General features: G+C 46.0%; 1 protein-coding gene. It reads left to right on the forward strand.

The genetic code is table 11. From position 1 onward, the window contains the following. Positions 1-406 (forward strand): transposase (locus tag A3763_RS05235; protein ID WP_197482784.1); only part of this gene is annotated, 406 nt, incomplete at its 5' end. Between the last annotated feature and the right edge of the window lie 51 nt (positions 407-457).

Here is a 457-nt window from a genome sequence, read left to right on the forward strand (position 1 = left end):
TGCCAAGCAAGCGTTAACACCCAGAGGGCAAGCAAGAGATAAAGGCATGATTTATAGGAACTATAACTGCAGCGTCAAAATTTGTAGAGTTTGCAGCCTGCAAACCCAATGCACCAAAACAGCCACTCCCCGAACAATTCGTCGTTGGGAGCATGCTAGTCGCATTGAAAAGATGACCGAGCTTCTGGAGTCCAAACCTGACAGCATGGTGATCAGACAACAAACCGTCGAACACCCATTCGGTACAATTAAATTATGGATGGGCGCAACACAGCTACTCACCAGAAGATTTAAGGGGGTCAGCATTGAAATGGACTTGCATGTCCTGGCCTACAATCTTAGACGAATGATCACAATTTTTGGTGTCAGCGGCTTAATCAAAGCTTTGATGACCAATGCATCCTAGGCTTAATCTGATTGCAGCTTCCTGTTGAGGCGCTATTTGGCTTGTATGAGC

This window comes from Oleiphilus sp. HI0128 (assembly GCF_001635365.1).